Genomic DNA, 13,614 nt, shown 5'->3' with positions numbered 1-13,614 from the left:
TCGCGGTTCTCGCTGCTCATCGCCCTCATCGTCTCCCGTGCTCGGCACCCGCCCCGGCGCTCCCGATTCTTCCCGATCTTAACGCGACCTCTTTTGACGCTTCCTTAACTTCACAACTTTCTGAAAGTAGCGTACTTTCCGAATCATGACGAAGGCAATCAGCGTCGCCGGACTGCACAAGTCGTTCGGCCGCACACATGCGCTGGACGGCCTCGACCTGGCTGTCGAGACCGGTGAGGTCCATGGCTTCCTCGGTCCCAACGGGGCGGGCAAGTCCACCACCATCCGGGTTCTGCTCGGGCTGCTGCGCCCGGACTCGGGCGCGGCGCGGCTCCTCGGCCGCGATCCGTGGCAGGACGCGGTCGAACTGCACCGGCGCGTGGCCTACGTGCCCGGCGATGTGACGCTGTGGCGGAATCTCTCGGGCGGAGAGGTCATCGATCTGTACGGGCGGCTGCGCGGCGGGCTCGATCCGGCGCGGCGGGCCGAGCTCATCGAGCGCTTCGAACTCGATCCCACCAAGAAGGGACGTACGTACTCCAAGGGCAACCGGCAGAAGGTCGCGCTCGTCGCCGCGTTCGCCTCGGACGTGGATCTGCTGATCCTGGACGAGCCGACCTCCGGGCTGGACCCGCTGATGGAGGAGGTGTTCCAGCGGTGCGTCGAGGAGGAGCGCGAGCGCGGCACGACCGTGCTGCTCTCCAGCCATGTGCTGAGCGAGGTCGAGGCGCTCTGCGACCGGGTCAGCATCATCCGCAAGGGCGTGACCGTCGAGTCGGGTTCGCTCTCCGAGCTGCGGCATCTGACCCGTACGAGCGTCAGCGCGGAACTCGTCGGCGCGCCCGGCGGACTGGCGCGGCTGCCCGGCGTCCACGATCTCGACGTCCAGTCGCTGGAAGGCGGCCAGGGACACCGGGTCAGACTCCAGGTCGACACCGATCGACTCGACGCGGTGCTGCGCTCGTTCTCGGAGTCCGGCACCCGCTCGCTGACCAGCACACCGCCCACGCTGGAGGAGCTGTTCCTGCGCCATTACGCGGCGGACGAGACGGGCGCGGCGGACGAGGCCGGCGCGGCGGTGTCGCGATGACCGCCACCGCCACCGCCGTCGCCGTACCGCCGACCCGTACCGGAGTCTCCCGGCAACTGGCCGGCACCGGACCGCTCTTGCGGCTCGCCCTGCGCCGCGACCGGATCGTGATCCCTGTCTGGGTGCTGGTCATCGGCGGTTCCTTCATGTCCGTCGCGCAGTCCTTCTCCGCGCTGTACGACACCGCCGCCAAGCGGGCCGATGTCGCGCGGTCCATGACCACCAACGGCTCGCTGCGCGCCCTCTACGGCCCTGTCTTCAGCGACTCCCTCGGCGGGCTGACGACCTGGCGCATGGTCGGTTTCGGCGCCGGGCTCGCGGCGGTGATGAGCCTGGTCATCGTCGTACGGCACACCCGGGAGGAAGAGGAGACCGGCCGTCAGGAGATGCTCTCCTCGGCGATGGTCGGCCGCCGGGCGCCGCTGACCGGCGCACTGCTCGCGGCGCTGACGGCCAATGCCGCCCTGGCCGCGGTGATCACGGCGGTGGTCGCCGCGTACGCCCGTACTCCCGAGGGGAGCAACGGCGTGACCGGCTCCGGGACCGGCGGCGGGCAGCTCGCCGGCGCGCTGGCGCTCGGCCTCGCCACAGCGGGCGTCGGCATGCTCTTCGCCTGCACCGCCGCCATCGCCGCGCAGATCACCGAGAACGCGCGGCTCGCGAAGGGCATGACGGCCGCGGTCATCGGCGCCGCGTATGTGCTCAAGGCCGCGGGCGATGCCTCGGCCGACGACGGCTCCTCCGTACTGACCTGGCTCTCTCCGCTCGGCTGGGCCGAGAACGTCCGGGCCTTCGCCGACGAGCGGTGGTGGGTGCTGCTGATCCTGCTCGCCTCGATCGCTGTCCAGGCCGTCATCGCGTACACGCTCGCGGGCCGGCGCGACATCGGCATGAGCTTCCTGCCCGCCCGGCCGGGCCCCGCGCACGGCGGTCTCGGCACAACGGGCGCGCTCGCGTGGCGGCTCCAGCGCGGCGGGCTGCTCGGCTGGGGAGCCGGTTTTCTGATCGCCGGAACCATCTTCGGCTCCATCACCGACGGCGCGGCGGATCTGGTCGGCGACAACGAGCAAACCAGGCAGATCTTCGAGCGCATGGGCGGCCAGCAAGGGCTGACCGACAGCTTCCTCGCCGCGATGACCGGCATGCTCGGCATGGTCGCGGCGCTGTATGTGGTCTCCTCCGTGCTCCGGCTGTACGGCGAGGAGACCGCCGGACGCGCGGAACCGCTCCTGGCGGGCGCGGTCGGCCGGCTGCGCTGGGCGGCGGGCCATCTGCTGATCGCCTTCGGCGGCGCGGCCCTGATCATGCTCCTCGGCGGTCTCGGCCTGTTCCTCGGATACGGCCACGACCTGCCCGGCATCCTCGCCGCCTCGCTCGTACAGCTCCCCGCGATCTGGGTGCTGGGCGCCCTGGTGGTCCTGCTCCACGGCGTCCTCCCCAGAGCATCCGTGGCAGGCTGGGCCCTCGCGGGCCTCGCCCTGGCCCTGGGCTGGATCGGCCCGGCGCTCGATCTGCCGCGCTCCCTGATGAACCTCTCGCCCTTCGGCCACCTGCCCAAACTCCCGGGCGCGGACATGACCTGGCCCCCGGTCCTGATCATGACCGCACTCGCGGCAGCGCTGGTAGCAGCAGGCCTGACGGGCCTGCGCCGCAGAGACATGCTGACGTAGGGCCATGCCGCACGACATCGGCCCGCTTTATCCACAAGCTGTGGATAAAGCGGGCCGCGGTGCGCACGTCAGCGCACGTAATCCTTCAGCTCGTCGGTGTCGAACTCGATGCCGACGGGATCAGGCAGCGCGAGCCTCGCGCCGAACTTCATCACTTGGGCGTAGCGGTAGCCGTCCGGCATCGGAACACTGTGCACGGTGATCGTGCAGTCGCCGCGGTCGATCAGTAGATACAACGGGATCCCGGCCGCCGCGTAGGCAGCGGGTTTCTCCTTTCGGTCCCGACGGTCCGTGTCGGAGTCGTACGAAGTGACTTCGACGGTCATCAGCACACGTTCAGGGCAGGCCCAATCACCCTGCCCGGCGAAGGTCCCCTTAGGAGCGAGGACGGCGTCCGGTTTGGCGCGCCCCTTGCGATACTGCTCGACCTGGAGACCCAGCTCACCACCGGCGTACAGCCACAGATCGGTCTGAACCCGCATGCAGCGTTCCTGAAGCCATCTGATGATCTCGCTGTGGTCGCCGTCGGTCATGCCCTTGATCCCGATCCGTCCGTGGATGAACTCCAACCTGACGGCGTCGGACTCCTTCTCGACGAGTTTGGCGAGCCTCTCGAACTCCTCGACCGACATCTGAACCGCGTGCTCTGCCATAGCTGTCATGGTGCACCTCCTGTCAGGCGGAGACCAGCGTGACGAGGACAGGGCAGGCTTTCCCAGTCCGATCACCCTCCTGAGTGATCAAATGTCTTGTACTCGCCACTCAGCCCGGCGTCACCAGCCGCGCCTCGTACGCGAAGACCGCCGCCTGCGTGCGGTCCCGGAGGCCCAGTTTCACCAGGATGCGGCTGACGTGCGTCTTGATCGTGGACTCCGCGACCACCAGGTGTTCGGCGATCTCCGCGTTCGAGAGGCCCTGGGCGATCAGGACCAGGACCTCCGTCTCGCGCTCCGTGAGATCGCCGATGCGGGCCATCGCCGGGGCCCTCGGTGTGTCCGCCAGTTTGGAGAACTCCGTGATCAGCCGACGGGTGACGGTGGGGGCCAGGAGGGCCTCGCCGGAGGCGACCACTCGTACGCCGTCGGCGAGCTGGCGCGCGGAGGCGTCCTTGAGCAGAAAGCCCGAGGCGCCCGCGCGCAGCGCCTGGTACACGTACTCGTCCAGGTCGAAGGTGGTCAGCACCAGCACCTTCGCGTCGGCGTTCGCCGCGACGATCTCGCGGGTCGCGTCGATGCCGTTCAGCTCCGGCATCCGGATGTCCATCAGCACGACGTCCGGGCGCAGGGCCGCGACCTGGCCGACCGCCTCGCGGCCGTTCACGGCCTCGCCCACGACCTCGATGTCCGGCATCGCGTTCAGCAGGACCGAGAAGCCCTCGCGGACCATCACCTGGTCGTCGACGATCAGCACGCGAATCGTCACACCGCTCGTCACACCGCTCGCCATGCCGCTCGCCATGCCGCTCGTCCCACCGCTCGTCATGCCGCTTCCCCGTTCCGCGCCTCGTCCCGGTCCGTCGCCACCCGGTCCGTCGCCACCGGGATGAAGGCCGCGACCTCGTAACCGCCGTCCTCGGTCAGGTCCGCCGTCATCTCACCGTTCAGCATGGTCACCCGCTCCCGCATCCCGGTGATGCCGTGCCCGGCGCCCGGCGACGGCTTGACCAGGCCCTGCGGCGCGGTGTTCACGATCCGCAGGCCCAGGCCGCCGAGCACATACGCGATCTCGACGGTCGCGGTCGATCCGGGCGCGTGCCGCAGCGCGTTGCTCAGCGCCTCCTGGACGATGCGGTACGCCGACAGCTCGACGCCCTGCGGCAGCTCGCGTACCGCGCCGGTCACCGTCTTCCGTACGGTCAGACCGGCGTCCCCGACATTGGCGAGCAGCCCGTCGAGATCGGCGAGTGTGGGCTGCGGAGCGTCGGGCGCCTGGTAGTCCTCCGCCCGTACGACACCGAGCACCCGGCGCAGCTCGGTCAGCGCGGCGACGGCGTTCTCCCGGATCGTGACAAATGCCTGCTCCAGCTCGGGCGGCGGATTCTCCACCCGGTACGGAGCCGCCTCGGCCTGGATCGCGACCACCGACATATGGTGCGCGACCACATCGTGCAGCTCTCGGGCGATGGTCGTGCGCTCCTCCAGGAGCGTGCGCCGGTCGCGTTCGACGGCGGTCACGCTCTGCTGCGCCGCGACCTCCTGCTCCGCGTTCCTGCGCACCTGGAGCAGGCTCACGGTCAGCAGGGCGAGGGCGGAGACGAAGAGCATGGGGATGCCCGCGGTCCGGTACCCGTACGGGCTGAAGAGCAGCTCGGAGAACAGCGCGTACGCCGCCGTCACCGCCCACATCCAGGCGGCGGTGCGCGGACGGGTACGGGCCGCCACCACCGTCATCACGATCAGATAGGCGGCGAAGGCGCTGGGCTCCCAGGGCCAGCCGCGGTATCCCACGACGCTCAGCACGGCGGACAGCGCCAGCGCCAGCCACCAGGCGCCGACCGGCCTGGTCAGGGTCAGCAGCACCGGCACGACGGGCAGCAGGCGGAATATGGAACCGCCGTCGGCATAGCCGATGAACAGCACCAGCAGCGCCGCCGCCACGATGAAGGCGTGCGGAGTCCGGGCCGCGTACTCACGTATCCGGTCCGGCAGCCGACGTGTGATCGGGCCGTCCGTCCGCATGGGCGCGAGCCGACGGTAGGCGAAGGCGTCGTGGAAGAGGTCCTGGCGAAGGCTGCCGAAGGCTCCCGCGGCCAGGCGGAACTCGGGGCTCCGGGTCTTCCCGGTATCTGTCTCGGTCACGTTGCCACGGTAGGGGCACGGGCGGAGAGGGTCGTCAGCACGGAAGCGGATCCTTTTCCGTCCGTCGCAGGTACTACACGCTCCGACCAGGCGCACAGCGGCCGACCGCGGTCGGGCGCTCCGTCCGCCCTCACCATGCGAGCTGCCCGGTCACCACGCGAGGTCACCACGCGAGCTGGGCGATCTCCTCCGCGACCACCGCGCACGCGTCCGCCGTCGGGTCGATGAGCGGGAAGTGGCCGACGTCCTCCAGCAGCGTCAGCCCGACCGTCTCGCCCGCTCTGGCCGCCGCCGCCACATACTCCTCGGCGACGGCGTACGGCACGGTCAGATCCGTGCGGCCCTGCACCACGGCCGTCGCGATTCCTGTCGGCAGCAGCGCCGCCGGATCCGCGCTCTCCCGGCGCCGCTTGAACTCTTCCTCGCCGCCGAGCAGTTGGTGAATCGCTCCACCGCACACATCCAGCTCCACGGCCCGTACAAGATCCGCGATCGGCGCCAGCGCGACGACTCCGCGCAGCGGCGGCGGTTCCGGCAGCCGCCAGGGCGAGCCCTCGGGCAGCACATGACGGGCCGAGGCCCAGAGCGCGAGATGGCCGCCCGCGGAGTGCCCGGTGACGACCGTCCGCCGGGCATCCGCCTGCGGAAGCGCCTCCGCGGCCAGCGCGGGCAGCGCGTCCATCGCCGCGGCGATGTCGTCGAAGGTCTCCGGCCACCGTCCCGCGACCGGCGCGCCGCCGCCCTGCCGCGGGACTGCGGGACCGCGCCGGTACTCGACATTGGCGACGGCGAAGCCCCGGCGGGCCAGGAAGTCGGCGAACGGCGTCAGATGCTCACGGTCGTACGGCGCCCGCCACGCGCCGCCGTGCAGCACGACGACGAGCGGCACCCGCTCCTGGTTGGCTCTCGGAGCGTAGAAGTCGATCACCTGATCAGGGTGGTCGCCGTACGCCGCGCTGGCGTCGGGCCGGACGGCCGGATGGGCGAAGACCGACTCGGTCTCTGCGGCGTCACGAGCGACGGCATCGTGCGCGGCGGGGTCCGGCATCTTGCGCCAACCTTTCGGTACAGGGGCCGAATTGACCTGATCAGCGGGGACGGTATCAGCCCCGGAGGGAGTCGATCACACCCCGCTTGCCGGTGCGGGTCCCGTCCCGGCCCCCGCACCGGTCCGAGGGCTGCTCCCGCACCGGTCCGAAGGCTGCCCCGCACCGGTCCCAGGGCTGCCTCGCACCGTTCCGAGGGCCGCCCCCGCACCGTCCAAGAGCTACGCGAGCGGCCCGGCCGGGACCTCGCGGAGGACTTCCCCGAGCACCCGCGCGGCCCGTTCCGTATCGGCGAAACCGACATACAGCGGCGTGAATCCGAAGCGCAGCACATCCGGTCTGCGCAGATCGCCGACGATTCCCCGGGCGATCAGCGTCTCCATGACCACCGGCGCCTCGGCGCAGCGCAGGGCGACCTGACTGCCGCGTTCGGCATGCGCGGCCGGGGTCAGCGAGGCGACCCGGCCCGGCGGCGCGTACGCCGTCACGCACTCCAGGAAGAAGTCCGTGAGCGCCAGGCTCTTCTCGCGCACCGCTTCCACCGTCACTCCGGCCCAGACGTCGAGGGCCGCCTCCAGCGCCAGCATGGAGAGGATGTCCGGCGTGCCGACCCGGCCTCGTACGGCGCCCTCCGCCGCCGCGAAGTCCTGCGTCATCGCGAACGGATCGGCGTGCGAGGTCCAGCCGGGCAGCGGCGAGTCGAAACGGTCCTGGTGGCGCTCGGCGACATAGAGGAAGGCGGGTGCGCCGGGCCCGCCGTTCAGATACTTGTAGGTGCATCCCACGGCGAGATCCACACCGTGGTCGTCCAGGCCGACCGGCAGCGCGCCCGCGCTGTGGCACAGGTCCCAGACGGCGAGGGCTCCGGCCTTGTGCACGGCCGCGGTGATTCCCGGCAGATCGTGCAGCCGGCCGGTACGGAAGTCGACATGGTTGACCAGCGCCACCGCCGTACGCGGCCCGAGCGCGCCGGGCAGCTCCTCGGGTGCGACGGGCACGATCCGGCTGCCGGTCATCCGGGCCGCGGACCGGGCGATGTAGCCGTCCGTGGGAAAGGTCGTGGAGTCGACGAGGATCTCGTCCCGGCCGGGACCGGCGAGCCGTACGGCGGCCACCACGGCCTTGAAGACATTGACGCTGGTGGAGTCGCCGACCACGATCCGGCCGGGAGCGGCGCCGACGAGCGGCGCGATCCGGTCGCCGATCCGCTCGGGCGCCTCCCACCAGCCGCTCTCGGTCCAGGAGCGGATGCGCAGCTCGCCCCACTGACGGGCGATCACCTCCTGGAGGCGCTCCGGGACATGGCGGGGCAGCGCGCCCAGCGAGTTGCCGTCGAGATAGACGACATCGTCTTCGAGCGCGAACAGCTCACGCCGGCAGGCCAGTTCATCGGCGGCGTCCAGCGCGACGGCCCGCGCGGCGAGGGACTCCACGGTCAGGGACTCGGCCCGTGCGGCCACGAACTCAGACATGGCTGCGCGCCGTCCACAGCTCGGGGAACACGTTCTTCGTGGCGCGCTTCTCCAGCCAGGCGACACCCGCGGAGCCGCCCGTACCGGTCTTGGAGCCCATCGCGCGCCGGGTCGCCACCAGATGGTCGTTGCGCCATCGCCAGACCAGCTCACCGACGTCCGTCAACGCCTCGCCGAGCCTGATCAGTTCGCCGTGCTGGTCGGAGTCCGCGTAGATCCCGGTCCAGATCTCCTCGACGGCGGGCGACGGCTCGTACCTCCGCGCGGGATCGCGGTCGAGCACCTCCGCCGGCACCGGCAGCCCGCGCCGGGCGAGCAGCCGCAGGACCTCGTCGTACAGGCTCGGCTCCTGGAGCGCCTTCTCCAGCTCGGCGTGGACGCGGGGCGCGCCGCGGTGCGGGACGAGCATGGACGAGGACTTCTCACCGAGCAGGAATTCCATCCGCCGGTACATCGCCGACTGGAAGCCGGAGCCCTCGCCGAGCGCGCCGCGGTACGAGTTGAACTGCGCGGGCGTGAGCTGGGCGAGCGGACGCCAGGAGGCGTTGAGCGCCTCCAGCTCGCGTACGGAGCGCTTGAGCGCGTCGACCGCCACCTGGGTGCGGTCCTCGCGCAGCGCGCGCGACGCGGTCTCCCACTCGTGGACGATGACGGTGAACCACAGCTCCATGACCTGGGTGGTGACGAGGAAGACCATCTCGCCGGGGTCCTCGGAGCGTGGATGCTGAAGGTGGGTGAGGACGTCGGCCTGGACGTAGTCCTCGTACGGGGTGGTCCCCGCGAAGTCGAGATTCGGGGCTTCCGAACCGGCTCCGGGGGCATCGGGGGCGTACGACATCTCTGTCTCCTCGATATGAACTGCCGGGTAGCGGTCCGCCCCTTTCCGTGTGGTTACGGAGCCCCGGTCCCCTCCCGGCATCATAAGCCGGAGGCCGCGCCCGAGGTCAGGGCGCGGACCAGGCGGAGGCCAGGTGGGGGCCACGTGGGGGCCAGGTGGGGGCCAGGTGGGGGCCGCTCAGACCCGCGGCCCGGCGATGTACTTCCCGTCCTCGCCGTACGGCCACGCGTTGGACACACAGCCGTCCAGTCCCTTGATCTGCTGCATCATCACCGGCGCGAGCCTGCCCTGGCCCGAGCAGCCCAGATGGTGGTGTATGCCGATCTCATGGCCGACCTCGTGGTTGATGATCAGATGCCGGTACTCGGCGGCCGGCCCGTCGAATGTCGGCGAGCCCAGCACCCAGCGGCGCAGATTGACCACGACGCCGTCGACGGTCTCGCAGTTCAGCTCGCCGCGGGTGTTGAGGCCCTGGGCGAGACAGAGCCGGTCGGCGGTGGCCGGAGTGGCGATACGGATGACGAAGTCGGCGTCGGCCTTCGAGGAGACGAGCTGGAAGGAGCCCCGGCCGTGCGCGGCCCAGCCGCGCGGATGGGCGAGTATCCGCTCTATCTCGGCGGCGGCCTCCGCCGCGGATATGTCGATGCCCTTCTCGACCTGGACGCGGTAGCGGCGCAGCGGGCCTGAGCCGACCGGGCTGCCCTCCGTACGCGCGGTGGTGAAGCTGCCGGGTCCCGAGGCGGGCACACGGGGCGGCGCGGGCGGGCCGGAGGAGCGGGAGGCGGAGGGCGTACCGGACACGGACGGGCTCGCCTCACCGGAACCGGCCCCGGGACTGCTGTCGGCCCCGGAACCGGAACCGGAATCGCTGCCGGGCGCGGGCCGCGAGGACGGCGCGGACGGACTCTTCGGGGACGCCGGCGCGGTGGGAACGCTCCGGGACGGACCGATAGGTCCTCCAGGGGCGCTGACCTCGCCGGCCCTGGCGGGCCCTTCGTCGGTGCCCGGCACAAACGCGAACACCGCACCGCCGAGAACGGTCACGACCGCCAGGCCGAGCCCGCCGAGGGCCAGCGGACCGAGAGGACGACGACGGCTGCCGCTGCGATTCCCGCGGCGACCGCCGACGCGTCCACGACGGCCGCATCGACGGGTGATGACACGCTTGCCCAAGACGGGACTTCCCCCCTGGTGGGTGTGGACGGTGGACCCGCGGGGCGTGCGATCGTACAGACGACCGAAGGCCCGCGCCCTGGCAGACGGGCGGGGCCTTCGAAAGGTTCCATACGCAACCGGATGACTTCACGCAAGGGACATGGCGCGCGCACGGGACATGGCGCGCGGCCGGCGGTCGGACTGCTGGTCAGCCGAGGGTGTCGGCCGCCAGCGCCGAGGAGTCACGCAGAAACGTCGAGCAGCGCTCGTACTCGTCCTGCTCACCGATCGCCTGCGCGGCCCGCCCGAGCGCGTGCAGCGCACGGAGGAAGCCACGGTTCGGCTCGTGCTCCCACGGCACGGGCCCATGGCCCTTCCAGCCGTTGCGCCGCAGAGCGTCGAGCCCGCGGTGGTAACCGGTCCTGGCATACGCGTACGACTCGACGACCCGGCCGTTCTCGAACGCGTCATCGGCGAGCTGCGCCCAGGCCAGCGAGGACGTCGGATACTTCGCGGCGACCTCGGCGGGCGGCGTCCCGTCGGCAAGCAGCTCACGCGGCTCGGGATCATCAGGAAGCTGAGTGGGGGGAGGTCCCCCCAGAAGGTCTTTATGGATGGCCATACCTACAGTCTGCCCTGCCCCACCTCCAAGCCCACCCACCCGCCCCCGAAGGGCCGGGCCGTCGGGTCAGCCGTTCGGGGCCGGGCGGTCTGTCGTTCCTTCGTCGGGGGAGGACCGTGCGGCGTTCGGTTCCAGTGGGGGCGCCGTCAGGCCGCAGTGGATCTTGCACTCGGGCTGCTCGACCGGTGCCTTCGGGTTCCGTACCGTCGCGAAGGCGATCAGCGCGCCCGCGACCAGGATGCCCGCGCACAGCGGCATCGCGCGGTTGAAGCTGGCGCCGAACTGGGTCGCCGAGCGGTACGCCTCCGGGCCCAGGCCCGCCAGCAGAGGCAGGGCCGCCACCGCGAGCAGGCCGGCCGCGCGGGCCGCCGCGTTGTTGATACCGCTGGCCAGGCCCGCCCGCGCGGTGTCCACGGAGGCCAGCACCGTCGCCGTCAGCGGCGCGACCAGGGTCACCATGCCCATCCCCATCACCAGCAGTGCGGGCAGCACATCCGGAAGGTACGAGGCGCCCGCGCCCACGCGCAGCATCAGCAGCATCCCACCGGCGCACAGCAGCGGTCCCACGGTCAGCGGAAGCCGCGGTCCCGTCTTCTCGCCCAGCGCCCCGGAACGCGCGGAGAGCAGCAGCATCAGGATCGTCGTGGGCAGCAGAGCCGCGCCCGCGCCCAGCGCCGAGTACCCCACCACCACCTGGAGTTGGAGCGCGGCGAGGAAGAAGAAACCGCCGAACGCCGCGTACACGCACACCGTCACCAGATTCACCGCGGTGAACTGCCGGGACCCGAAGATCGACGGCGGCAGCATCGGTTCCGGGCGTCGCCGCTCGACCATCACGAACGCCACGGCGACCGCCACGCCGATCAGCCCGGACCAGATGTCCTTGCCGATCAGCGCATAGGTGATCAGCGCCAGCCCCACCGCACCGAGCACCGCGCCCAGCACATCGAACCGGCCGTGCGCCGCCGGATCCCTGGACTCCGGTACATGCCGCAGCGCCACCGGTGTACAGATCGCCGCCAGCGGCACATTCAGCAGAAACACCCAGCGCCAGCCGGGACCGTCGACCAGCCAGCCGCCCACGAACGGGCCGATCGCCGCCCCGACCCCGCCGAACCCGGACCAGAGTCCGACGGCCCGGGCCCGGTCGTCCGGATGGAAGCTCGCCTGGATGATCGCGAGCGAGCCCGGCACGAGCAGCGCGCCACCGATGCCCTGCAAGGCACGTGCGGTGATCAGAATGGCGGCGTTCGGCGCGATCCCGCAGAGCAGCGAGCCGAGCGCGAACCAGACCACACCGAGTACGAAGATCTTCCGCCGCCCGTACCGGTCGCCGAGCGAGCCGCCCAGCAGGATCAGCCCGGCCAGCGTGACCATGTACGCGTTGACGGTCCACTGGAGCGATGCCAGATCCGCGTTGAGCGACCTCCCGATATGAGGCAGCGCGACATTGACGACGGTGGAGTCGAGCAGGGCCATGCTCGAACCGAGCACCGTCGTCAGAATGATCCAGCGGCCCTGGGCCGAGGACAGCCTGATCTCCATACGGGGATCATCCTCGCCCGGAAGCCCAGGGGCGACCCGGCTGCCGTAATCGCCACGGCCGATTCCGGCGCGGCCCGGACCGCGCCGCTCGGTACGACTCGGACCCGGCACCATACGAGAGGTGCCGGGCCCGGTGTGCGAGCGTCCCGCGGATCAGATGCGCCGCACGCTACTTGAGCTTCGTGCCCGTCGAGCGCAGCGCGCCACACGCCTCGGTGACACGCTTGGCCATGCCCGCCTCGGCCAGCTTGCCCCAGGTGCGCGGGTCGTACGTCTTCTTCGAGCCGACCTCGCCGTCGACCTTCAGCACACCGTCGTAGTTGGTGAACATGTGCCCCGCGATCGGACGCGTAAAGGCGTACTGCGTGTCCGTGTCCAGATTCATCTTCACCACGCCGTTCTCCAGCGCCGTGGCGATCTCCTCGGCCGTGGAGCCGGAGCCGCCGTGGAAGACGAAGTCGAACGGCTGGCTGCCCGCGGCCTTGCTGTACTTGGCGGCCACACCGGCCTGAAGGTCCTTGAGCAGCTCGGGACGGAGCACCACATTGCCCGGCTTGTAGACGCCATGGACATTGCCGAAGGACGCGGCCAGCAGATAGCGGCCCTTCTCGCCCAGACCGAGCGCCTCGGCGGTACGCAGCGCGTCCTCGACCGTCGTGTACAGCTCGTCATTGATCTCGTGGCTGACGCCGTCCTCCTCGCCACCGGTCGGAGTGATCTCGACCTCAAGGATGATCTTGGCGGCGGCGGCCTTGGCGAGCAGTTCCTCACCGATGGCCAGGTTGTCGGCCAGGGTCTCGGCGGAGCCGTCCCACATATGCGACTGGAAGAGCGGGTTGCGCCCGGCCCGTACCCGCTCGGCGGAGATGTCGAGCAGCGGACGGACATAGCCGTCGAGCTTGTCCTTGGGACAGTGGTCGGTGTGCAGCGCGACCGTGATGTCGTACTTCGCGGCGACCACATGCGCGAACTCGGCGAGCGCGACCGCGCCGGTCACCATGTCCTTGTTGTACTGACCGCCCAGGAACTCCGCACCGCCGGTGGACATCTGGATGATGCCGTCGCTCTCGGCCTCCGCGAAGCCGCGCAGCGCAGCGTGCAGGGTCTGGGACGAGGTCACATTGATGGCCGGGTAGGCGAACTTGCCTGCCTTCGCCCGGTCGAGCATCTCGGCGTAGACCTCGGGGGTTGCGATGGGCATCGGGCCGCTCCTTGTGATGTGCGGGTGTGAGGTGCTTGTCCCTGACTGGGGTCCCTGACCTGGGGGCGACGTCATCGTCTCCCCCATCCTTCCAGACTCCGGTACGGGCTCCACTTGGAGCCCGGCATCCGCGAGACCTTCTGTACCACGGCCCGTACCGCGACGCGGCGCTGGGTG

12 protein-coding genes are annotated in these 13,614 nt (G+C 70.7%); 2 read left to right on the top strand and 10 right to left on the bottom strand.

Translation table 11 applies throughout. The features are described 5' to 3' along the window. The first annotated feature begins 145 nt into the window (after positions 1-145). Positions 146-1,090 carry an ABC transporter ATP-binding protein gene (locus tag GA0115259_RS04940; protein WP_093591372.1) on the top strand — a complete coding sequence of 315 codons (945 nt, stop codon included), beginning with the start codon at positions 146-148 and terminating at the stop codon, positions 1,088-1,090. Beyond that, positions 1,087-2,760 (top strand): ABC transporter permease, encoded by a 1,674-nt coding sequence (locus GA0115259_RS04935; RefSeq protein ID WP_093591369.1) that lies wholly within the window; start codon positions 1,087-1,089, stop codon positions 2,758-2,760. Before GA0115259_RS04940 ends, GA0115259_RS04935 begins: the two co-directional genes overlap by 4 nt. A 68-nt stretch (positions 2,761-2,828) precedes the next feature. Here the strand turns inward: GA0115259_RS04935 and GA0115259_RS04930 are convergent, their stop codons facing one another. The 10 genes from GA0115259_RS04930 to fbaA form a co-directional block, all read right to left on the bottom strand. After that, a complete protein-coding gene (locus GA0115259_RS04930) occupies positions 2,829-3,422 on the bottom strand; it encodes a Uma2 family endonuclease (RefSeq protein ID WP_093591366.1) in 594 nt (197 codons plus the stop codon). Positions 3,423-3,522: 100 nt separating this feature from the next. Further along, complete coding sequence (locus GA0115259_RS04925; RefSeq protein ID WP_093591460.1) at positions 3,523-4,206, bottom strand: response regulator; 684 nt, start codon at positions 4,204-4,206, stop codon at positions 3,523-3,525. A 32-nt stretch (positions 4,207-4,238) separates the two neighbouring features. Beyond that, entirely contained in the window at positions 4,239-5,558 is a 1,320-nt protein-coding gene (locus tag GA0115259_RS04920; RefSeq protein ID WP_093591363.1) for a sensor histidine kinase, read from the bottom strand. A 163-nt stretch (positions 5,559-5,721) separates the two neighbouring features. Further along, positions 5,722-6,606: an alpha/beta hydrolase gene (locus GA0115259_RS04915; RefSeq protein WP_093591360.1), complete on the bottom strand. Its 885-nt coding sequence runs from the start codon at positions 6,604-6,606 to the stop codon at positions 5,722-5,724. A 219-nt stretch (positions 6,607-6,825) separates the two neighbouring features. Next, positions 6,826-8,076 carry a kynureninase gene (kynU, locus tag GA0115259_RS04910; RefSeq protein WP_093591357.1) on the bottom strand — a complete coding sequence of 417 codons (1,251 nt, stop codon included), beginning with the start codon at positions 8,074-8,076 and terminating at the stop codon, positions 6,826-6,828. Further along, positions 8,069-8,914, bottom strand: coding sequence for a tryptophan 2,3-dioxygenase (locus tag GA0115259_RS04905; protein ID WP_093591354.1), 846 nt, complete (start codon positions 8,912-8,914; stop codon positions 8,069-8,071). The genes kynU and GA0115259_RS04905 overlap by 8 nt, the downstream gene beginning before the upstream one ends. Before the next feature lie 177 nt (positions 8,915-9,091). Then, positions 9,092-9,715, bottom strand: coding sequence for a DUF3152 domain-containing protein (locus GA0115259_RS42685; RefSeq protein ID WP_345940992.1), 624 nt, complete (start codon positions 9,713-9,715; stop codon positions 9,092-9,094). A gap of 562 nt (positions 9,716-10,277) precedes the next feature. Further along, positions 10,278-10,691 (bottom strand): DUF3151 domain-containing protein, encoded by a 414-nt coding sequence (locus GA0115259_RS04895; protein ID WP_093591348.1) that lies wholly within the window; start codon positions 10,689-10,691, stop codon positions 10,278-10,280. Positions 10,692-10,757: 66 nt separating this feature from the next. Further along, on the bottom strand, positions 10,758-12,236 hold the full coding sequence (locus GA0115259_RS04890) for an MFS transporter (RefSeq protein ID WP_093591344.1): 1,479 nt from the start codon (positions 12,234-12,236) through the stop codon (positions 10,758-10,760). Between the two features lie 169 nt (positions 12,237-12,405). Continuing rightward, positions 12,406-13,437: a class II fructose-bisphosphate aldolase gene (gene fbaA, locus GA0115259_RS04885; RefSeq protein ID WP_093591341.1), complete on the bottom strand. Its 1,032-nt coding sequence runs from the start codon at positions 13,435-13,437 to the stop codon at positions 12,406-12,408. Between the last annotated feature and the right edge of the window lie 177 nt (positions 13,438-13,614).

Origin of the sequence: Streptomyces sp. MnatMP-M17 (assembly GCF_900091995.1) — a bacterium.
Taxonomy (GTDB): Bacteria; Actinomycetota; Actinomycetes; order Streptomycetales; family Streptomycetaceae; genus Streptomyces.
Note: the sequence above shows the minus strand (reverse complement) of the source record. Positions and strands in the feature narration are given on the sequence as shown.